Raw genomic sequence first — 21,166 nt, 5'->3', positions numbered from 1 at the left:
TTGCGCGAGCGCGCTATCAGGCACGCCAGGAAGGCGCCCGCTTTTCGAGAAACGACGCTATGCCTTCGCGCCCTTCGGCGCTCGCGCGAATGCGTGCGATGCGCGTTGCGGTTTCGTCGATCAGCGCGTCGTCGAGCGGCCGGCTCGCCACGTCGAGTACGAGCCGCTTCGATTCGCGCACGGCCTGCGGCCCATTGGCGACGAGCGCGGCGCAAAGCGTGCCGACCGCGGCGTCGAGCGCATCGGCGGCCACGCGTTCATGCACGAGCCCGAGCCGTTGCGCGGCCGCACAGTCGAACGCCTCGGCCGTTGCGAAGTAGCGCCGCGCCGCGCGCTCGCCGATGGCGCGAACGACGTAGGGGCCGATCGTCGCCGCCGCGAGTCCAAGCCGCGCCTCGGACAGGCAGAACCGCGCGCCCTCGACAGCCACGACGATGTCGCTCGCGGCCACGAGGCCCACCCCGCCTGCATATGCGTCACCCGATACGCGCGCGACGACGGGCTTCGCGCAGCGATAAACCGCCGCGAGCATATCGGCCAGGCGCCGTGCGTCGGCGCGGTTCTCCGCCTCGGAGAACGCGGCCATCTTTTTCATCCAGTTCAGATCGGCGCCCGCGCAGAAAGCCGGCCCATTCGCCGCGAGCACCACCGCGCGTACATCGTCGCGCGTGTCGAGCGCGCCGAATACGGCCGTGAGCTCCGCGATCATCGCCTCGTTGAACGCATTGCGCACATCGGGGCGATCGAGCGTCACCGTCGCAACGTGCCCTTCGATCGCAAGTTCGAGCATCGCGTATTGCATCGTTTCCCCCTTGCAGGAACCGCCGCACCGGACGGCCGTCACATTCTGAATACGCCGAAGCGCGTTTCCTCGATCGGCGCGTTCATCGCGGCCGCGAGGCCGAGCCCGAGCACATCGCGCGTTTGCGCCGGGTCGATGACGCCGTCGTCCCACAGGCGCGCGCTCGCATAATAAGGGTGCCCTTGATGCTCGTATTGCTCGCGAATCGGCTGCTTGAACGCCTCTTCCTCGTCGGCGCTCCACGCGCCGCCCTTGGCCTCGATGCCGTCGCGCTTCACGGTGGCCAGCACGGACGCGGCCTGCTCGCCGCCCATCACGGAGATGCGCGCATTCGGCCACATCCACAAAAAGCGCGGCGAATAGGCCCGCCCGCACATGCCGTAGTTGCCGGCGCCGAACGAGCCGCCGATGATGACCGTAAACTTCGGTACGCGCGCCGTGGCGACAGCCGTCACCATCTTCGCGCCGTTTCGCGCAATGCCTTCGTTTTCGTACTTGCGGCCCACCATGAAGCCCGTGATGTTCTGGAGAAACACGAGCGGAATCTTGCGCTGGCAGCAAAGCTCGATGAAATGCGCCCCTTTGACGGCGGATTCCGAAAACAGAATGCCGTTGTTCGCCACGATGCCGACCGGATGGCCCCAGATGTGCGCGAAGCCGGTTACAAGCGTCGTGCCGTAACGCGCCTTGAATTCGTCGAATGCCGAATCGTCGACGATGCGCGCGATCACCTCGCGGATATCGAACGGCTTGCGCGTATCGGCCGGAATCACGCCGTAAAGGCTCGCCGGGTCGTAGCGCGGCGGCTTCGGCTCGCGCATGGCGAGTTGCGGGGCCTTCACGCGATTGAGCTTGCCGACTATGCCGCGCGCGAGTGCGAGCGCATGGGCATCGTTCTGGGCGAGATGATCCGCGACGCCCGACAGGCGCGTATGCACGTCTCCGCCGCCCAGATCTTCCGCGCTGACCTCCTCGCCCGTTGCCGCCTTGACGAGCGGCGGCCCGCCGAGAAAGATCGTGCCCTGGTTCTTGACGATGATCGACTCGTCGCTCATCGCGGGCACGTAGGCGCCGCCCGCCGTGCATGAGCCCATGACGACGGCGATCTGAGCAACGCCGGCCGCTGAAAGGTTGGCCTGGTTGTAGAAAATCCGGCCGAAGTGATCGCGGTCGGGAAAAACGTCGTCCTGATTCGGCAGATTCGCACCGCCCGAATCGACGAGGTAGACGCAAGGCAGACGATTCTCGGCGGCGATTTCCTGCGCCCGGACATGCTTTTTGACCGTCATCGGGTAATAAGTGCCGCCCTTGACCGTCGCGTCGTTGCAGACGATCACGCACTCCTGGCCCGCGATACGCCCGATGCCGGTGATGATCCCCGCGCCGGGCGCCGCGTCGTGATACATCCCGTAGGCAGCAAGCTGCGAAAGCTCGAGAAACGGCGTACCCGGATCGAGCAATTGAGCGATGCGCTCGCGCGGCAGCAGCTTGCCGCGCGAGACGTGCTTGTCGCGGGCCGCCTGCCCGCCGCCCAGCGCGAGCTGCGCGATTTTTTCGCGCAAATCGGCAACGAGCGCCTCCAATGCAGCCGTATTGGCCCGGAACTCTTCCGAACGAGGGTTGAGCCTGCTTTCGATAATCGACATGAACGCGAACTCCGTTGACGCGAACTTCGTAGACGAGCGCTGCCTGCTTACGCCGTCTCGGCGAAGAGTTCGCGGCCGATCAGCATGCGGCGGATCTCGCTCGTGCCCGCGCCGATCTCGTAGAGCTTCGCGTCGCGCCAGAGCCGGCCCACCGGGTATTCGTTGATATAGCCATTGCCGCCGAGCACCTGGATGGCCTCGCCCGCCATCCAGGTGGCTTTCTCGGCCGTGTAGAGAATCACGCCCGCGCAGTCCTTGCGCACCTGCCGCACGTGTTCGCGGCCGAGCGTATCGAGCTGCCGGCCCACGGCATAGAGATAGGCGCGGCACGCCTGAAGCGTCGTGTACATGTCCGCGAGCTTGCCCTGGATCAGCTGAAACTCGCCGATCGCCTGACCGAACTGCTTGCGATCATGAACGTAGGGCACCACTGCGTCCATGCAGGCGAGCATGATGCCGGTGGGACCGCCCGCCAGCACCGCACGCTCGTAGTCGAGCCCGCTCATGAGGACGTTCACGCCGCCACCCAGCCGGCCGAGGATGTTTTCCTCCGGCACTTCCACGTCTTCGAACACGAGTTCGCCCGTGTGCGAACCGCGCATGCCCAGCTTGTCGAGCTTCTGGGCCACCGAAAAGCCTTTCATCCCCTTCTCGACGATGAAGGCGGTGATGCCGCGCGAGCCCGCCTCGACATCGGTCTTCGCGTAGACGACGAGCGTGTCGCAATCGGGGCCGTTCGTGATCCACATCTTCGTGCCGTTCAGCACGTAACGATCGCCCCGTTTTTCGGCCTTCAGCTTCATGCCGACGACATCGGAGCCCGCATTGGGCTCGCTCATGGCCAGCGCGCCCACATGCTCGCCGGAGACGAGCTTCGGCAGGTACTTGCGCTTCTGGGCATCGGTGCCGTTGCGGTGGATCTGATTGACGCACAAATTCGAATGCGCGCCATAGGAAAGACCGACCGAAGCCGAGGCGCGCGAAATCTCTTCCATCGCCACCATATGCGCCACATAGCCCATGTTCGCGCCGCCGTACTCTTCGGAAACGGTCATGCCGAGCACACCGAGCTCGCCGAACTTGCGCCAGAGGTCCATCGGGAATTGGTCGGTGCGATCGATTTCGATGGCGCGCGGCGCGATTTCCTTCGCCGAGAAATTCGCGACCGTATCGCGCAGCATGTCGATGTCTTCGCCAAGCGCGAACTGCAGTCCAGGCAGGTTGCTCATCGGGTTGTCTCCTCCTCGAATTCCGTGGGCTGCCGGCAGCCCGCACAGGTGGCGCTCGTGACGCTCACTCGAACAGCGCGATTTCACGCCACATTTACGTATGCGTCAATAGGTTTTTCTGAGTACCACTCACTTTTTTGGAAAGCGGATCTGTCCGCATAGGCAGTGCTAATATCGCGGGGACGGATTTCCGACGGTCTGAAAAACTGACCCAGACTCATACGATGGACGAAACCAGGGCCCCTGCCAATGGCGCGCGCCGGCAACCGGCTGGCCGCAAGTCGCAGCAGCGCGTGAAGGACATTCTTGCCGCCGGGCGAGAGGTGTTTTCGGAGAAGGGGTACGAGCGCGCGACGACAGCCGAGATCGCGCAGCGCGTCGGCATCTCCGAAGCCACCGTCTTCAGCTACTTCCGCGGCAAGCGCGAACTCTGCGTGCGCGTGATCACCGACTGGTACGACGAGATCATCGGCGCAATCGAAGCGGGCCTGCCGCGCGACGGCGGCGCGCGGCAGCAATTCGCCTTTATCGTGCGGATGCACCTTCGGCTCATGCTCGGTCATGGCAAGGGCCTCTGCTCGCTCGTGCTCTCCGAAGGGCGGGCGCGGCATCATGCCCTCGGCGACGAGTTGACCGAATTGCAACGACGCTACACGGCACCGCTCATGCACGTGCTCTCGCAAGCGCAGCAGACGGGACAGATTCGTGCGGACGTGCCTTTGCGCCTGATGCGCTCGATGGTGTTCGGACCGATGGAGCACGTGCTGTGGGAGGCAACGCTCGCGCACCGCAGCATCGATATCGATGCGACCGCCGAGCGGCTCGTCGACCTGCTGTGGTCCGCGCTCCGGCCGCCCGAGCCCGCGCTCGTCGCGCTCGCCCAGTTGAAGGACGAACTCGACGAAGCGATGCGGCGCTATGAACATGCAGCCGCACCGGCTCGACCCAGCGGAGAGGCAGCGCGCGCAACACGGATGCGCACGAATCGCAAAGGTGGCGCATAGCCTGCGCTCGACACAGCGGGCATCCCGCCCGCTCAATCTCTACGCCACGACTCGCCTGCTCATCGACGTTTTCGAATCAACCTCGAAGGGGCCGCCTTCGACGGACACCCATGTCCGCCTGGCCATCGAATCAAAATTTCACCCGATTCCACAGATTTTCGCTTTCGAATAATCTTCTCCATTGACATCCAATAATTTAGTTTTCATGATGTCGATCCTTTTACGCGATTTATTTTATTTATCCTCTTATGTCGCACACAAAACGATCAAAATCCATATAATGAACAAGAAATACAGAATTCAGCTCAACGACAACGCGCATCGATATTGCGCGCTTGCAATTGCTTCCTTCATGGCCTTCATGCTTGGTGCGTGCGGTGGTGGGGACGCAGATACGGCAACCACAGCCCACTCGGCAAATACCACGGCCAAAGCGGTATCCATCGGCACCAACGCCTCCACCAATTCATCGGTATGGCTCACCATTGCCAAGGAGAATGCCTCCTTCAAGGTGAGCGGCACAAAAGCCTTGCGCTTCGGCGCAGGGAGCTCGTGGGTCGAAAAGAGTGTCACCGGCAGCGGCCGATGCACCGCCGCGTTCTTCGGCCAGAAAACGGCTGTCAGCGTGAACAGGGTGTGTCAGCAACTGCAAGGCACGGGTAGCCCGCTCTGGCGCGGCGTGAGCCTTGCCGGAGCCGAGTTCGCTCCGGGCAGTTTGCCCGGCAATTACGGCAGCAACTATATGTACCCGACGACCGAGAGCGTGACGTACTACAAAAGCAAGGGCATGAATATCGTGCGGCTGCCGTTCCTCTGGGAGCGTCTGCAGCCGACGCTGAACGAGCCGTTCGACACAGTCGAACTGTCGCGTCTCGAGGGCTTCGTCAAAACGGTGACGCTGTCCGGCGAGACCGTATTGCTCGATCCTCATAACTACGCGCGCTATCGCGGCAACGTGATCGGTTCGAGTGCGGTGCCCGAGAGCGCCTATGCCGATTTGTGGAGGCGCCTCGCGTCGAAGTTCAAGGGCAACGCTCGCGTGATCTTCGGATTGATGAACGAACCGAATTCAATGCCTACCGAGCAATGGCTGTCGGCCGCAAACGCCGCGCTGGCAGCTATCCGGGCAGCCCAAGCGAGTAACGTGGTGTTCGTGCCTGGCAACGCCTGGACCGGCACGCACAGTTGGAGCGAAAGCTGGTACGGTACGCCGAATAGCGTCGCCATGAAGGGCATCGTCGACCCGGGGCACAATTTCGTCTTCGAGGTGCATGAATACCTGGACGGCGACGCTTCCGGCCGCTCGGCTGATTGCACGAGCGCAACGATCGGTGTCGAGCGACTGCAGGACTTCACCAACTGGCTTCGCACCAACGGCTATCGCGGATTCCTGGGCGAGATCGGTGCGGGTGCGAATGACACCTGCGATCAGGCCGTTGGCAATACGCTCGCGTTCATGCGTAATAACGCCGACGTCTGGACCGGCTGGACGTGGTGGGCAGGCGGCCCGTTGTGGGGCAACTACATGTACTCGATCGAGCCAGCCAATGGCGCGGACAAACCGCAGATGTCGGTGTTGACACAATACCTCGATTGACGATCCAACCTTATTGCGGGCACCGCAGCGATCAGCAGCAATACGGGCAACCTCGGCAAACTACTTTTCCAGTGAAACGCGACAAAAACCGCATCATAAAATCGGCTTTACCCATTTCGGCTGGCATCGCGCTGATAACCTGTTCCGGAATGACGTGGTCGGCAACCATTTGCGACACATTGGACCAGCGCGCACAATCAACGAGCGTGGCGGTTGGCGGCAGCGTGGCGCCCAGCAGCGAAGACACACCGACGATCATCGCGCCGCGCGCAGACGGCAGCTCTGTACTGGCATGGACGGATACCGCATCGAACAGCATTCGCTTGCTCGAACTGACCGCCAATAATGTGCCCGTGCGCTCGTTGCCCAGCGTAGAGGGACTGCAGGTGCATGCTGCGCTCGCCACGCCGAATGGCGAAATCGCTCTGGCTGTAGTTGCGAACGACCCGGACATCTATTCGCCGAAGTACTGCAACAGCGGCGCCACGCCAGACAAGGCGGTTTGCGGAAAGATGGACCTCGTGCTGCTGAACGGCAAGGGCCAGCAGACCGCCCGAACCACGTTGACCGGCAAGACGAACGTCGACAGCGTGGGCGCACAGTTCATCTGGTGGTACGGTCATACCGCGCGGTTGGCTACCGACGGCAAAACCGTGGAGGTTTACTACCGTTCGGCCATGTCGACGGCCCGGCCAAACGTACCGGGCGAAGTCGACATTCATGCGGGAGATACGCTGCAGTTCGTGAATGCCACCACCGGAGCGCTTGTGCCAGGTGGCTGGAACTGGGGATGCAGCCACAGCTGGTCGGTCCGTGCGGGCTACGACGGTTCTCAATGGGCGGCCGTCTGCCACGGCGATGCCTATCCGAATGCGATGCAGTACGCGCACATGGCAGCGCCGGCCGCCACGCAGAATACGCTTCAATGGTTGAACGATAGCGACCCGACGCAGCGTGCGCTCGGCGGCCTCGTGCCCGCCAAAGGCGGATTCTGGCTCGACTATCTGGAAGCATCCGGCGGGACCCTATCGCTGAAGCTCGCGAAGCTTCCCGATAGCGGATCGGTGATGCATCCGCTGCGTACGGTGGCCATCGCGAAATCGATCGATAGCACTTATCCTTTCAGGCCTTATATGGCGGCGTATGGCACGGGCAAACTGCTGCTCGGGTGGAGGTCAGGCAACAAGCTCACGCTCGCCGTGGCCGACGCGACCACAGGCAAGACGCTGGAAGGACCGGTCACGACCGATCTCGCGCTCGACTCGTTCGAGGAGATGGTTCCAACCGCCAGTGGCGACGTGGTCTGGGCTCACAGCGATGGCGACGGCTCGATTTCCGTCAATCGCGTGGCAGCGTGCAAGCTATCGAATTGATCGGGGGCAAGGACTCGCTCGTTCCCAGGAACCGTTTGCGCGCATCGCTAGCCCGCCGGGGCGCATTGAGCAAGGGGCAAGCCAGGGGGTTCTTGTGGTGCGACCCGTGCGCATATATCGTGAGCGGAGTTCAACGCCTGCCCGAAACGCTCATGTCGACACGATTGACACCGGCCATCGCCTCGAAATTCGCCGCGCTCGCGCTTTCGCATCTCACGCGCGAATATCCGAACAAGCTGACGCACGCGCTTGCCGGCCCCGAGGACGTACGCCCGCCCCGCGCGCTGCACCCGATCTTCTATGGCAGCTACGACTGGCACTCTTGCGTCCACGGCTATTGGCTCGTATTGCGGCTTGCCGGCCTCTATCCGGACCTGCCGGAGGCACCGACGATCGCCGCCACGGTCGACACGCATTTCACCGCGCCGAACGTGGCCAAGGAGATCGCCTATCTGAGGCTGCCTCACAACCGTGGCTTCGAACGGCCTTATGGCTGGGCTTGGCTGCTGGCGCTCGCGGGCCAGTTGCATGCAATGCCGGGCCGCGATCCGGCGCGCTGGTCAGCCGTGCTCGCGCCGCTGGCCGAGTTGATCGTCGAACGCTTCATGGAGTTTCTGCCGAAGGCCACTTACCCGTTGCGCGTCGGCACGCATTTCAATACCGCATTTGCCCTTTCGCTCGCGCTCGAGTTCGCGCGAACGACGGGGCATACGGAACTCGCCGCGCTGATAGAAGAGACGGCCCGGCGCTGGCACTTCGGCGATTCGGATTGCCAGGCCTGGGAACCGGGCGGCGACGAGTTTCTGTCGCCGTCGCTGATGGAAGCCGAATTAATGCGGCGGGTTTCCGCACCCGGGGATTTTGCCGAATGGTTCGATCGCTTCTTCCCGCGGCTCGCGTTGGGCGAGCCCGCCACGCTCTTTGCACCGGTGACCGTGACCGACCGCAGCGACGGGAAGATCGCGCATCTCGACGGGCTCAATCTGAGCCGGGCGTGGTGCCAGCGCACACTGGCCAAGGCGCTGCCGACCGGCGATCCACGCCGTGCCGTCCTCGAAAGGAGTGCCGAAGCTCACCTGCTAGCCGCGCTGCCGCACGTTGCCGGGGACTATATGGGCGAGCACTGGCTCGCCACGTTTGCGCTGCTCGCGCTCGAGGCGTAGCCCGATCGGCCTGCCGCCCCGGGGTCAAAGCAACGCGGCAACGCGCACGTCGGACCGATCCGCCGAGGCAACGATCTTCCCGCCCACGCGGCTGAACAGAATCGACACTGTCTTCCGGCCTACGCGCAGATTGTTCACTTCGAGCCAGTCGATACCTTCCGGCAGCGCCGGCTGCTCGATCAACACCTCCTCGCGCGTAGCATCAATGGTCATGCCGAGGCAGGCCTCGAGCATCATGAACGGTGCGCCCGCGGCCCACGCCTGCGGCAGGCAAGCCACGGGATAGGCCGTCGGCGGCTCGCCGCGACGCCGCATGAAGCCGCAGAAAAGTTCGGGCAAACGCATATCGAAGTTGACCGCCGCCTCGAAGAGCGCCTGCAGCAGGCGCACCGCCGCGGGCTTGCCGCCGTAGCGCGCGAGCCCGCGCGCGCAAAGCGCATTGTCGTGCGGCCATACCGAGCCGTTGTGATACGACATTGGATTGAAGCGCGCCTGGTCGGCCGCGAGCGTGCGCACCCCCCAACCCGTATGAAAGAGCGTCGATTCGAGCTTGCGCGCAACCGTTTCCCCGCGGTGCCGTTCGGGCAAGCCGAATGCGAGCAGATGCCCTGCGTTCGATGCGAGCACGCGGCACAGATCGCCATGGCCATCGAGCGCGATGCCGTAAAAGCCCTCGTCGGCCATCCAGAAGAGCGCCTCGACCCGTTCGCGCAGCCGCGCGGCACGCGTCGCATACCGTGCGGCATCCTCGGCCCGGCCTCGGTTCGCCGCGAAGCGCGCCATCGCGTCGAAAGCGGCGCAGGCATAGGCCTGGACTTCGACGAGTGCGATCGGCCCATCGGGCATACGCCCATCCGCATGGAAAACGGAGTCATGGCTGTCTTTCCAGCCCTGATTCGCAAGGCCGCGATCCGACGCACATTGATAATCGACGAGCCCGTTCGGGTTCTTGTCGCATACGCCCGCGACCCACTGCGCCGCGCGCTCGAGCGCGGGCCAGAGATCGTCGATCAATGCGCTGTCGCCGGTCCGCTCGAAGTAGGCCCCTGCCAGCACGATGAATAGCGGCGTCGTGTCCACCCCGCCGTAGTAAAGCGCGAACGGCACCTCCCCTGTGCCTGCCATTTCGCTCTTGCGCATCTCGTGCATGATCTTGCCCGTCGATGCGTCGTGAAAGGCGGAATCCTCGCGCGCCTGATGCTCCGCAAGAAAACGCAGTACGCCGCGCGCAAGCCAGGGCTGCAGCCAGAGCGTCTGCAGCGAGGTCACGACCGCATCGCGCCCGAACGGCGTCGAAAACCACGGAATGCCGGCGTAGGGATAAGGGCCGCTCGGCAAATCGGTCGTCAAGAGGCCGAGGTCCGCAAACGAACGTTCGAGCCAGGCGTTGAAAAGCGGGTTGCTCGTGCGGATGCGCGCCGTCGCTCGACGGCGCTCGCGCATCGACAAGTGCGCGCTCGCGAGTGCGGAGCGCACCGCGGCCCGGCCGACGCTCGGACGCACGGCATCGATCTGCGTCAGATGTGCGGGGTTCGTGCTATGCGGCGGTTGCGCCACCTGCGCGCCCGGCGCCTCTTCCGGAGCGCCCGCGGACGCAGGCCCGAGCGACCGCGTTTCGACGGCGACCGACAGGTAAATGGACACGCAGGCCTGCGCAGGCAGCTCGACCGAATAATCGGCCCGATCGGCCGCGAGTTGATCGGGTGCCGGCGAGAACGCAATACGCACATCGCGCTCGACACGATCAAGGCCGATATAGCGCAAGCGCACGTCGGTTCTGCCCACGCGCGGTGTATCGGCTGTGCCGCGCTTCGGGCGGCTCAGGCCGCGCACTTCGAACATGTCCTTGAAGTCGCAGGCGAACGAGATGGAAAGCGGCACACGCGCATCGGCCGAACCGTAGTTCGTGAGCGTGATGGCCTCGTGCAGCACCGTACCCGAAAGAACGCGCATCCGCTCCACGTGAATGACGCCTTCGCGCGTACCTTCGCCGCCGATGGGCGGCAAGGGACGATTCGTGAGGTGCGCGGTGAAGGCTGCATTGTCCTGGCTGACGTTGCCGGAAAGCAGAGACGGCGCCCGCCCGCCGAAGGTCAACCGCAGTTGGGACAACGTGCGCGTGTCGTTGACGAAGAGGCCGTCGTCGAGGCCGTTGATATCGCCCAACGGATCGTTGACGACGAACGTATCGCCCGATTTGAGCACGTATTGGCTCGTTCGCGCGATATAGGGGTGTTCGGGGGCAATGAAGGCGCCGTCGGGCTGGCGTTCGCCCGTGTCGCCCGAATCGTCTGCCCGTGTCGGTCCACCCAGTGCGTCGGTATCCAGCATCGTTTCGCTCCTGATGTCGGCTTTTCTCGATTGTAGAAAGCGATCGGCGAAGAAAAAACCCAACCTGCGTCGCCTGCCCCGATCGGCCCGTGCCGCAAGCCGAATGCCCGCGGCTCAGCTCACCCGTGATCGTGCACGTGTGCCGATGTCGCGCGTATGAACTCGTCCAGATGCCGATTGAACGCGGCCGGATGGGCGAGATTCATGCCGTGCGACGCACCTCTAATGGTTTGCCGCTGCGCTTGCGGTATCCATTCGTCGAGTACGGCCACGTTGCGCCGGAAAAGTTCGGGACTCTTCTCGCCGTCGATCAGAAGCGTCGGAAATTGCAACCGCGACGCCGCCTCGAACGTGTAGGCCGGCAGCGGATCGGCGAACTGGCGCGGCAGCGTCTGCGCATTGTCGAGCGCCATCCTGCGGAAGCCGGCCGTGCTTTTCGCCCAGGAACCGACGCGGCTCACCGAATCGACAAAGAGTTCGATCCCCGCTTCGATTTCGCCCGACTCAACGAGCATCGCCGCATGCGCGCGCAGCGCATTGACCGTCTCCGGCACGGGGGCCAATGGCTGCCCCGGTATCTGCAAGGGACCGCCGGGGTCGGCGAGGGTCAGTGTGCGTACGTGGCGGCCGTGCCGCAAGCCGAAATGAAACGCCACACAGCCGCCCCGCGAGTGCCCGATTACATGCACCGGCCCCACGCCGAGCTGCTCCACGAATTCGGCGAGCTCGTCCGCATGCCGGCTCCAGCTGAAAGGGAGCGTCCCCGGCAGATCCGCGAGCGGCCAGTAGTGGGTGAGGCTCACGGCAATACAGCGGTAGCGCGACGACAGCGCATCGACCTGCGGCTGCCAATATCGATAGTCGCAAAGCGAGCCATGCACGAATAAAAGAAGCGGGCCCTCGCCGCGCTCGACGTAAGCCATGCGCAATCCACCGGAAAGTTCGGCGAAACGCGCATCCGCCGCCGTGGCGGTCTCAAGCGATCGATGACGGGTTGACATCAGCATTGGAAAGGAATCAGTCTTCGAAGCGCAGTTCGACATCGGCAGCGTCTCCGATCGTCAGCGTGGCCCCCGCCCCCTCGATGACGATCGCATTTTCGCCGAACGTCACGGCGCCGTTCATGCGGCTGTTGCCGCGATAGCCGAGCAGCGTATCGGTGGGCTCGTTCGGCCAGCGCGGATCGGGTGCCCCGGTGAGCTGGTCGATCGTGGGCATCGGGCAGCGCGTGCAGGGCTTGACGAATCGCAGTTCGGCCGCACCGCCGGGCCCGCTCGTGCGCAGACTCTCGAAGTAATCCTCTTCGTAGGCGTCCGTGCCGCTCAGCACGAGGTTCGGCCTGAACCGGTTCATCGGGATGGCGTCCACGCCTTTCGCCACGAGCCGCGCATTGAGCGCCTCGAGCGAAGCCTCGCCGATCACGAGCAGCGGGAAACCATCGGCGAACCGCACCGGCGCGACGATCTCGCCGGTCCAGTCGCGGCTCGCGATCCGCTCGGCTTCGGGATCGAAGCGCACGAGCCGCGCGGGCGTGCCGAGGAACGACGAAAACCAGGATGCCGCCGCATCGCCGGCATCGAGTGCCGGGAGCTGGCTGCGCCAGACCGTTACCTCCCGGCGCGGCGCCTGCCGGAGTTCGGCCGGGTCGATCGGCGTATGCAGCGGCGCGGCGCCCGGGGCGCGTACGATCAGTTCGCCACCCTTCAATTCAGGCGTGACGAGTGCAAGGCGCGGCAGCGTCCGTTGCGTAAGAAAGCGCCCTTCGGGATCGACGAGCATCCAGTCGCGATCGTGCTCGAGCCCGTGCGCGGTCAAATGCGCCGAATCGAGCGCAATACCGGCGCAGGATTTGATGGGATAAACGTTGAGCTGGCTGATCTTCGCCATGGTGGGGATGTGCAGGGCAAACGCCGATCCGAAAGCGGCGATGGTAACACTCTCGTTAATCGGCCGCGCTCCGCCCCCCACCTGGGCGAAACGCGGCGCCACGCGCCTTTCGCCTCAGCTGAAGGCGGCGGCGTCGACGCAGCCGGCGGCCGCGCTCGCCCCGCGCACCGCGCAGGTGAGCGGCTCGTTCGCGACGCGCACCGCAAGCCCCGTTTCTTCGCGCAGACGCGCGTCGAGATGAGCGAGCAGCGCGCCGCCCCCCGTGAGCACGATGCCGCTTTCGGCAATATCGGTGACGAGTTCCGGCGGTGCGGCCTCGAGCGCGCCCTTGATGGCCGAAATGACGGTGCGCAGCGGCGCACTGAGTGCATCGGCCACGTCGTGATTCGAGAGCTCGATCGTGCGCGGCAACCCGTCGGTCAGGCTGCGTCCCACCACGCGCATGCGCTCGTCCGCGATATTCAGCGTGGCGGCCCCAATCGTCTTTTTCACATGTTCGGCCGTCTGGTCGCCGAGCACGACTCCATAGAGGTTACGCACATGGCTGACGATGGCCGCATCGAACTGATCGCCGCCTACGCGCACGAGCCCTTGATAGACGACGCCGCCGAGCGCGATGACCGCCACCTCGGTAGTCCCGCCGCCGATGTCCACGACCATCGAGCCGCGTGCCTCGCCGACGGGCAGGCCCGCGCCGACGGCCGCCGCCAGCGACTCGTCGATAAGATTGACCTTGGCCGCGCCGGCCGCAAGCGCCGCCTCGCGGATCGCACGGCGCTCGACTTCGGTGGCGGCACACGGCACGCAGATCGTGAACTCGGCGCGACGGCCGAAGAGCGAGCGCAAATGGGCCATTTCGACGAATTCGCGGAACATGCGCTCGGCGGCGGAAAAATCGGCAATCACGCCGTGCCGCATGGGTCGAATCGCCTCGAGGTTGCCAGGCGAGCGCCCGAGCAATTGCCGCGCCTCTTCCCCGACCGCCGCCACACGCCCGCTTCCGGCATGCATTCCTTTCTGGAAGCATACGACCGACGGCTGATTGAGTACGATCCCCCTGCCGCCCATGTAAATCAGGGTGTTGGCAGTGCCGAGATCGACTGCGATCCGTTGTGGTGCAAGACGGCTGAAAAACATGCGATGCGACATCGTCGACTCTCTCTGATGGCAACGACGGCGTGCGACCCGTCAGAACCAGCGGCCGGCGTATGGGGTCGGCCCGCTCGATAATCGATTTACGGCACGACGTGGATGGACTTTAGGGTCGACCTCCGATTTTTCGTTGTGCATTGCGGCATATCCTTGGCGGGCGGGCTTCGCCGTCTGCGCGACACGGTGCCGCGCAGCCGTGGCATCCTGATGCCCCCGGCCAACGTCGACTGTTCGGGGAACGGAACGCTTGTCCCAACCCAATCGTCTGACGCATTTCTCATGCGCACTACGCTTCGCCGTTTGCTCCTGCTTTTCTGCGCGCTGCGGTACGGCGCGCGGCTGCTTTGGCAGGCCGCGCCGCCCGACGGAAAAGTCCATTGGATCGCCATTTTCGTGACGCGCCTTCACCGTTCGCCGAATGCGCGTGGGCTGCTGCATCGCGCCTTGCCTCAGCTCGGCCCGCTTGCCGACGGGCTTGTCGACGCGCTCGCCGGCGCATTTGCCGAAGGCGTTGCCGCGCAGTCCGGCGAGGGAATGCGTACGTTGCACGACGCCCTCGAATTCGCCAGCCGTACCGAAACGGCGCTTACGACGCCGCTCACCGGCGAAGAAATGCCGACCGCGCTGCGGGCGGCCCTCGGGCGGCCGCTCGACGAAGTATTCGCCTGGATCGACTGGACGCCGCTCGAAACCGGAATAGGCATGCAGGCGCATGCCGCGCGGCTGCGCGAGCCGCCACCGGACAAGCGGCACGGCGAGGTGGTGGTCAAGCTCCTGCGGCGCGGGCAGGTGGAGCGGATCGAAGACGACGTGGCCGTCCTGCGCTGGCTTGCCGCACTGCTCGAGCGGCTCTTTCCGGCAGCTCGCGAGCTCCGGCTGCATGCACTCGCCCAATCGTTCTCGGGCGAGGTCATGCGCCGGTTCGACCTGCGCGCCGAAGCGGCCAACCTCTCGCAGACAGGGCGCCATTTCGCCGACGACGCCCGCATCGCCGTGCCGGACGTCGTCTGGGCATACTCCACCGATTACGCACTCGTCACCGAACGCCTCGAAACGCTGCCCGTCGGCGACCTTCCAGATCTTGCCCGGCATGGCGTCGATCTGGAACGGCTCGCGGTGAACCTGTTGGAAGTCACCGTCGAACAAGCGTTCGAACATGGCTTTTTCCACACCGTCATGAGCGAGCGCCACGTGCGCGTGAGCGTCGGGCGCGATACGCTGGGCCGCATCGTGCTGGCCGACTGCTCGCTGATGTCGAGCCTGACTGAGCCCGAGCGCGAATTTTTCGTCCATGGCGCGACCGCACTTTTCGGTCAGGACTACGGCACCCTTGCGGGCATGCACCACGAGGTCGGTCACGTGGCTCCGGACACGCGCCCCGAGAGGCTCGAAGCCGAACTGCGCACGCGCAGCGAACCGCACTTCGCCCGACCCAGTACGCAGCGCAGGGCCGGCGGCCTGCTGCGCCACCTCGTCGAAGCCGTGAAGCCCTTCGAAGGCGCCGTGCCCCCTGTGCTGGCACTGGCCGGGCACTCGCTGGAACGTGCGGAATCGCTCGCACGCATGCTCGCGCCGGAGCTCGATACATGGCGCATCGCGCAAGCATCGCTCGGCGGGCTCGCGCGCAAGAACGTGGACCACCGCGGATGGCTCAAGCACCTCGCACGCGAACTCCCCCACCTGGCACCGGTCGTCCCGCGTTTGCCGTTGTTGCTCGTGAACCGGCTGCAGAGCCCACGGGAACACCGCATCGGCGTGGACACGGTACGGCGGCTGCGCGAAATAGCACACGAGCAGCGGCGCACGCGCCGGCTCCTCTGGGCCTGTGCCGTCACCGGCGCCTTGCTCGGCGTGGCGCTCGTGTGGTTCGCTTGACGGTCCCGGATCGCTCGTGTTCATGACGTGTCCATTACGTGCCCATCGCCCGCCCGGCCACGCCATTCGCTTTTGACCTTGCCCACCGGCGGCCCGATCAATCGGCGGTGTCCGCCGCCTCCGACATCCGCGCGCGGGCCTCGGCAGCCGGCTCGGGCGCCCACGCCGGGCGCTTCGGGCTGCCCGAATCCACGACTACTAGATAACGGCCGGCCCAAGGTGTGGCTTCGCGGTCGCCATGCAGCACGCGTACGACGTTGCCCGCGCCGGCCAGCACCTCATAATCCGCATCGAGCACTCCGTGCCGATCCAAAAACGCGTCGAGCGACCCGGGAATCCTCACGCATCCCTTCGAATGGGGAATGCCGAGCAAAGGCTCGAGCTTGTCCGGGTCTGTCGAATGCATCTGCAGCCGCATCGGCGAAGCGCCGCCTCGGCCCCAGCCGCGCTCGCCCTGAGTCCAGCCGAAATCGAAGATGCGCGCGCCCTTTGCACCGTAACCGCGGATACCGTTCTCGTTGTCCGTGCCTTCTGCGCGGAAATCCATGTTCTGCGGCGTATGGGCGAACACGCCTAGCGGTGTGAAAAAATGCTCGTAGCCGCGCGGCAAACCCGTGGCGACCGGCGATGCTCCGATCAGCCGCCATGGCTCGGACGCGCCGCCTCGAAAATAGATGAAGAGCGCCTGGACGCGCGGTGCGCGATCCACCAGAACCACGTACTGCCGCGCGAGCCCGGCGAGGCCCCGCGCCGCCAACGCCGCCTGCAGGCGCTCCGCATAAGCGCTTGCATCGCGCTCGGGAACGGGCAACCGCCGCGTGACTTCGGCGGCGAATGCGTCTCGCAAACGCAACCCGTCGCGCGGATCGAGCCGCGCGTTGACTTCGGCGAATTGCTTCGCGGATAGCGCCAGTGCAGCGCGAGCCGCTGCCTCGGAGGCGGCTTGGGCGGCCGCCGCCGCATCGGCCACCCCGCGCACACCCGATGCACCCGATACATTCGATGCGGCGGATGAATTCGATGCACCACTCGCCGCCCGCCCGGCCTGCCCGTCCGTTGCAGGAGCAGTGCCCGCAGCAGCCGGGAACCGCGTTGCATTCGACGCCGCGGCAACCGGCGGGCCTGGCCATTGTGCGCCGCAGGGCCAAGGCCAGATGCTCGCGCCGGCGAACACCACGCACGCAAGACCGAGCAGCCATCTGTTTTCGCCGAATCTCGCGCCTGCATGTCCCCGCCGGTCCATGCTCGCCACCATTGCATTCCGCTTCTTCTTTCCGTTCGGCACTTGCCTGGTACCTTTGCCGCCCCACCGACCAGCCGGCCTGCGGTACCTTCCGCATCGCGGCGTTCGGCGCCGTCACGGCGAGCCTCGTTGCGAACGATTCAGCAAATGCCGTGCGCAGCGCTTCGCCACGGCTTCGGAACACGAAAAACAAAACGGCGGCGAGAGCCGCAAGCCCGTCGCCGCCGCACGCGGTCAGTTCCCAACGCTCAACTGCGGTGCCGCTCCTGCAAAGAACGAATGCGCGCCATCGCGGGCCGGTCCGCTGTGGTCCGGTCATACATGGCGGCGAGATCGGCCTTCAGCGCGGTTCGGGACCCGCCGTCGAGATAAATCATGTGCCCCGAGGGATAGAACGTCGCGGACAGGTTCTGGCGGACCTGCTTGTCGAGCAGCGGCATACGCTGCAGATCGATGATGGTCTGATAGAACGGCGTCACGAAGTCGTACATGCCATTTGCGGAGAGCACCTTCAAATCGATGTTGAGCGCCATGACAGCCGCAAGGTCACCGGCCGTATAAAGGACGATGTTGCCCTTGTCGTCGATTCCTTTTTGCGCCCCTGTGGGATCGGTATGCTTGAAATCCCAGTGCTTGAAGGTCTGGTCGTTGAGGTCAGTGAACGACGAATTCGACGTGTACTTGAGGTGCTCGTTCAGGTAGGTGTTCCACATCGTCGTATAGACGCCCGAGACGGCCGTCATCGTCGGATCGTTGCCGCCCGAGTTCGGGTCGATCTGCCCGGCGATACCGGTCTCGATGCCGGTCACCCGCCCATCGTAAGCGCCGAGCGCAAGCCCCTTCGATTTCAGCAGCGTCGTCAGAAAGAGCGAGTTGCCGCGGCTGTCGTAGCCCGCGATGTCGAGCCCCCACGCAATCAGCGTCGCCTTGTCGATGCCTGTGTATTGCGAGAGCTTTTCGACCGTCGCGTCGTCGGTCTGCGGAAACTTGCGAAGGGCCGCGAGATAGTCGGTGCGGGCGAACTGCGCCACCTCTTCGAGGAAGCCTACGAGGTTCGTCGGCGTGGGCGTGACGCCGAGGCGCTTGTGATACCACGCGTCGGCTGCCGCCGTTGGCAGCACGCCGATCGGATTGCCCGCCTGGCCGTAGTCGAGGATGGACGATTGCAGCGTGACGCCGTTCAGATCGACGCCGTCCTCGTGCAGCAGATAGGCGAGCACGCAGCTGCGCGCCGTCCCGTACGATTCGCCGAACAGGTACTTCGGCGAATTCCAGCGCTGGTTCTTCGTCAAGAACCGCTTGACGAATTGCTTGATCGATCGCGCATCCTGGTCCACGCCCCAGAACTCCTTGGTCGTATGGGGGGCCACGGCGGCGGAATACCCAGTACCAACGGGGTTGATGAAGACGAGATCGCTCCGGTCGAGCAGGCTGTCGGGGTTGTCTTCGAGGTGATACGGGGCAGGCGGCGTGAATCCCGGCATCGACGTCTTGATCCGCTTCGGCGCGAATGAGCCGAGCAGCACGAACACCGACGAAGAGCCGGGCCCGCCGTTGTAGAAGAAGGTCACGGGCCGGGCCTCCTCCTGCTGGCCGTCTTCCGTGAACGCGACATAGAACATTTTCGCGTTCGGCTGGGAGGTGCTCTCGTCGACAGTGACGAGGTGGCCCGCCGTTGCGGTATAGGCGATCTCACGCCCCCCGATAGTCATCTTGTGATGCGTGACGGCTGCCGCCTCCGTGGTGTCCGTCACCGAGTCGTCGGGCCCATTGCCGTAGGCGATCGGGTCGAAGAACGGCTCGTCGCCTCCTGTCGTGCCGATGTGGAACGTATGCGGCATCGACGCTCGGCCCGACGTGGCGGCGTGCGTATTGTGCTCGTGCGGCGATTGCGGATTTGCGGAACCGGGGTTGGGGTTCATCGTGCTCGCTCCATGTCGGTTGAAGCCGGCGAGTCGTGTCCGGACGCTCGCCGACTGTGTTGGCGCACTGCTGCTGCAACTACACGCGCGCGATCGGTGTGGCAGATGTGGCAGATCGCGGCGCGGAATCGAGGAGGCTGGCCGCTACGAAGCGCCGCTCGCGCCCAGCGCCGCCGCCAGATTGCGGCCGTGAGGGCTCCCGAGGCCCGTACACGCGTCCCATCCGGGCGCGGCCGCGAAACTGCCGTTGTTGCCCTGAGTGATGTCGCGGAACGCAGCCGCATTCCGGTACAGCGCCGGATGCACGAGACCCACCGGCTTGCCCTTTGCCGCATTGATCCGTGCGAGCAGGGCCGCGAAGAGCGGCGCGACGGCACTCGTGCCGCCCATTGAAGTCCGGCGGCCACCCACGAGCACCTCGTAGCCCGTGCCGGGAGACGCATCGCCCGCCACGTCGGGCACGCCGCGGCCCGTCAAAGCGGAGGCGGGGCCATCGGTACGCGCGACTTCGAGGCTTTTTTGCCACGCCGGCAGCGGGAAATGCTCGCTGATGCCGCCGCCCGTCGCGCCACCCGACCGCCCATCGTTCCAGACGACCTCGCTGGCTATGGCAAGGCCTGCCCCGCCAGACGACGCGGCCGTGAGCCGCGTGCCGCCGCACGCCACCGCGTACGGGCTCGATGCCGGGAAATCGACGGCATCGCCGCCCGCAACGTCGTCGCTCGAGCCGCTGTCGCCCGATGCGACGCATACGGTTACGCCCAGCGCCGCCGCATCCTTCAGGGCCTCGTCGAACGCCTTGATCGCCTGCGACGTCCATGACGATTCGGGCGCGCCCCAACTGATCGAGATGACCGAAGGCCGGTTCGCCGTATCGTGAACCGCCTGCTTGAGCGCGGCGATGAAACCCGCGTCGCTGTTCGGTGCGAAGTACACGGCGATTTTGGCTTCCGGCGCGATCGCGCCCGCAATCTCGATGTCGAGCATCACTTCGCCATCGGGCCCGCCGGGGTCGCCCGTCGGCGCATTCGCCGCGCCGCCCACGCCCACCGCCACCACTTCGGGCACCTTCACGCCCAGGTCGGTGAAGTACTGCTTGAGCTCGTCTTGATCGTAACCACCGCCGAGCTCGATGATTCCAATGCATTGCCCCCTGCCGTCGCCCGGCGGGAAATCATAGAGTTGCGCGACCTGCAGCGGCGTAAACGTTTCAGCTGCGCGCCGTGCCTCGATCGTGGGCTGAATGCGGAAGTGCGGCCGGGCCTGTGGACGATCGTCGAGGCCAAGCACGGCGGTGACCACGCCTCCGAGATCGGCCGGTATGGTCAAGTGGCCGGTACGCCCTCGAAAATGACCGAGCTTGGGATGTTCGTAATGCAAGAGCTGCACGCCGAACGCTTGTTGGAATCGCTCGATCGTACCTTCGAGGATGACGGTGGAAGCCGCCGTGTCGGCGCTCGACACGCGCAGGCCGTACTCGGCGGCGAACGCCTCGACCTTCGCGATATCGGCCGGCAGCGCGCCGAATTGCTGCGCGAACGCGTCGCGCGCGAGCGGCTCCTCCTGCTCGCCGCGCGCAATCTTCTGCACCGCCTGCTCGAGCGTGTCCTCGGACTGGCGCCGCAGCGTCAGCATTACGCGGATCGTTTGCGCGGGATCACACGGCCCGAGACAAGTCGAGCCCTTCACCTGCTCACGATCGCTGCCCTCGATTCGCTCTCTTGCTTTTGTCATGATTTGACGCTCCTGTCTGGAAGGATCACGTCGGAATTCCGACCGACCCATGCTCGCGCAGTTCCCTCTCACGAACTGGCCCGCATGCGGCATCGCAACACGATTCGTCGGATGACTGATCCAAAGTGTAGTGCATGCAGGGTACGGCCGGAATCGGACAATACGTGTCCTGGCCGATCGGATAAGCGCAGGGCCTGACGGCACGACT

At 65.0% G+C, this 21,166-nt stretch carries 15 protein-coding genes; 5 read left to right on the top strand and 10 right to left on the bottom strand.

Annotated features, from left to right (window positions below; translation table 11 throughout):
- Positions 1 to 16: 16 nt before the first annotated feature.
- Genes U0034_RS28830 through U0034_RS28820 form a run of 3 tightly spaced genes read right to left on the bottom strand, consistent with a single transcriptional unit; the run spans position 17 to position 3,677 of the window.
- Positions 17 to 802 (bottom strand): enoyl-CoA hydratase/isomerase family protein, encoded by a 786-nt coding sequence (locus U0034_RS28830; protein WP_085227656.1) that lies wholly within the window; start codon positions 800 to 802, stop codon positions 17 to 19.
- A 38-nt stretch (positions 803 to 840) separates the two neighbouring features.
- Positions 841 to 2,448, bottom strand: a complete 1,608-nt coding sequence (locus tag U0034_RS28825) for a carboxyl transferase domain-containing protein (RefSeq protein WP_085227311.1) — start codon at positions 2,446 to 2,448, stop codon at positions 841 to 843.
- Between the two features lie 47 nt (positions 2,449 to 2,495).
- Positions 2,496 to 3,677 (bottom strand): isovaleryl-CoA dehydrogenase, encoded by a 1,182-nt coding sequence (locus U0034_RS28820; protein WP_085227312.1) that lies wholly within the window; start codon positions 3,675 to 3,677, stop codon positions 2,496 to 2,498.
- Positions 3,678 to 3,901: 224 nt separating this feature from the next.
- Between U0034_RS28820 and U0034_RS28815 the strand changes: the two genes are divergently transcribed.
- The 4 genes from U0034_RS28815 (at position 3,902) to U0034_RS28800 (ending at position 8,814) form a co-directional block, all read left to right on the top strand.
- Positions 3,902 to 4,681: a TetR/AcrR family transcriptional regulator gene (locus U0034_RS28815; RefSeq protein WP_085227313.1), complete on the top strand. Its 780-nt coding sequence runs from the start codon at positions 3,902 to 3,904 to the stop codon at positions 4,679 to 4,681.
- A gap of 280 nt (positions 4,682 to 4,961) precedes the next feature.
- Positions 4,962 to 6,278: a glycoside hydrolase family 5 protein gene (locus tag U0034_RS28810; RefSeq protein WP_085227657.1), complete on the top strand. Its 1,317-nt coding sequence runs from the start codon at positions 4,962 to 4,964 to the stop codon at positions 6,276 to 6,278.
- A gap of 149 nt (positions 6,279 to 6,427) precedes the next feature.
- Complete coding sequence (locus U0034_RS28805; RefSeq protein WP_085227315.1) at positions 6,428 to 7,651, top strand: hypothetical protein; 1,224 nt, start codon at positions 6,428 to 6,430, stop codon at positions 7,649 to 7,651.
- 152 nt (positions 7,652 to 7,803) lie between these two features.
- Entirely contained in the window at positions 7,804 to 8,814 is a 1,011-nt protein-coding gene (locus U0034_RS28800; protein ID WP_085227316.1) for a DUF2891 domain-containing protein, read from the top strand.
- Positions 8,815 to 8,838: 24 nt separating this feature from the next.
- Here the strand turns inward: U0034_RS28800 and U0034_RS28795 are convergent, their stop codons facing one another.
- The 4 genes from U0034_RS28795 to mreB form a co-directional block, all read right to left on the bottom strand.
- Positions 8,839 to 11,145 carry an amylo-alpha-1,6-glucosidase gene (locus U0034_RS28795; protein ID WP_085227658.1) on the bottom strand — a complete coding sequence of 769 codons (2,307 nt, stop codon included), beginning with the start codon at positions 11,143 to 11,145 and terminating at the stop codon, positions 8,839 to 8,841.
- Positions 11,146 to 11,264: 119 nt separating this feature from the next.
- Positions 11,265 to 12,068, bottom strand: coding sequence for an alpha/beta fold hydrolase (locus U0034_RS28790; protein ID WP_085227659.1), 804 nt, complete (start codon positions 12,066 to 12,068; stop codon positions 11,265 to 11,267).
- Between the two features lie 94 nt (positions 12,069 to 12,162).
- Complete coding sequence (locus tag U0034_RS28785; protein ID WP_085227317.1) at positions 12,163 to 13,032, bottom strand: MOSC domain-containing protein; 870 nt, start codon at positions 13,030 to 13,032, stop codon at positions 12,163 to 12,165.
- 114 nt (positions 13,033 to 13,146) lie between these two features.
- Entirely contained in the window at positions 13,147 to 14,181 is a 1,035-nt protein-coding gene (mreB, locus tag U0034_RS28780) for a rod shape-determining protein (RefSeq protein WP_269149698.1), read from the bottom strand.
- A gap of 282 nt (positions 14,182 to 14,463) precedes the next feature.
- Between mreB and U0034_RS28775 the strand changes: the two genes are divergently transcribed.
- The gene (locus tag U0034_RS28775; RefSeq protein WP_085227318.1) at positions 14,464 to 16,059 is read left to right on the top strand and encodes an ABC1 kinase family protein; all 1,596 of its coding nucleotides are present in this window, start codon (positions 14,464 to 14,466) and stop codon (positions 16,057 to 16,059) included.
- 97 nt (positions 16,060 to 16,156) lie between these two features.
- On the opposite strand, the gene U0034_RS28770 is transcribed toward U0034_RS28775, so the two are convergent.
- The 3 genes from U0034_RS28770 to U0034_RS28760 form a co-directional block, all read right to left on the bottom strand.
- Positions 16,157 to 17,302: a L,D-transpeptidase gene (locus tag U0034_RS28770; protein WP_085227661.1), complete on the bottom strand. Its 1,146-nt coding sequence runs from the start codon at positions 17,300 to 17,302 to the stop codon at positions 16,157 to 16,159.
- A gap of 248 nt (positions 17,303 to 17,550) precedes the next feature.
- A complete protein-coding gene (locus U0034_RS28765; protein ID WP_085227319.1) occupies positions 17,551 to 19,224 on the bottom strand; it encodes a S10 family peptidase in 1,674 nt (557 codons plus the stop codon).
- Between the two features lie 144 nt (positions 19,225 to 19,368).
- On the bottom strand, positions 19,369 to 20,958 hold the full coding sequence (locus U0034_RS28760) for a S53 family peptidase (RefSeq protein WP_085227320.1): 1,590 nt from the start codon (positions 20,956 to 20,958) through the stop codon (positions 19,369 to 19,371).
- Positions 20,959 to 21,166 lie beyond the last annotated feature (208 nt).

The organism is Trinickia caryophylli (genome assembly GCF_034424545.1).
In the GTDB taxonomy this organism is placed as follows: domain Bacteria; phylum Pseudomonadota; class Gammaproteobacteria; order Burkholderiales; family Burkholderiaceae; genus Trinickia; species Trinickia caryophylli.
The sequence above is the reverse complement of the archived record's forward strand: the minus strand, read 5'-3'. Positions and strand labels throughout refer to the sequence as shown.